This is a genomic window from Prevotella sp. P5-126 (assembly GCF_002251185.1).
Taxonomy (GTDB): Bacteria; Bacteroidota; Bacteroidia; order Bacteroidales; family Bacteroidaceae; genus Prevotella.
Genome location: NZ_NPIZ01000051.1, coordinates 1 through 336, shown reverse-complemented (window position 1 = coordinate 336; position 336 = coordinate 1). Strand labels below are relative to the sequence as shown.

The 336-nt window shown below is 39.3% G+C and carries 1 protein-coding gene; it reads left to right on the top strand.

What is annotated here, in order from left to right; all coding sequences use genetic code 11:
* Nucleotides 1–219, top strand: a 219-nt coding sequence (locus CIK90_RS04995; protein ID WP_216820908.1) for a transposase, incomplete at its 5' end; no start/stop codon positions are given.
* Nucleotides 220–336 lie beyond the last annotated feature (117 nt).

Below are 336 nucleotides of genomic sequence, written 5' to 3'. Positions count from 1 at the left end.
CTTCATGACAGAATGATGCTGCGCAAGAGATACATTATCGAAACCATTAACGACATGCTGAAGAATACGGCACAGATTGTACATTCACGCCATAGATCTGTAAGCAACTTTATCATGAACCTTATTTCTGCCTTGGGAGCATATTGTTTCTTTGATAACAAGCCAAAGGCATTGCAAGGATACTGCATCGAAGACACGAAGCAACTTACATTGTTCTAAGGACAGAATAATCTCTTTCGATTCTTTATATATAGCCCATGTCTGATGGTATGGGAAGAGAATTCACGTATCTGTCTTCACATGCAACTAATCGCTATTTTATCCCGAATTGGGGTA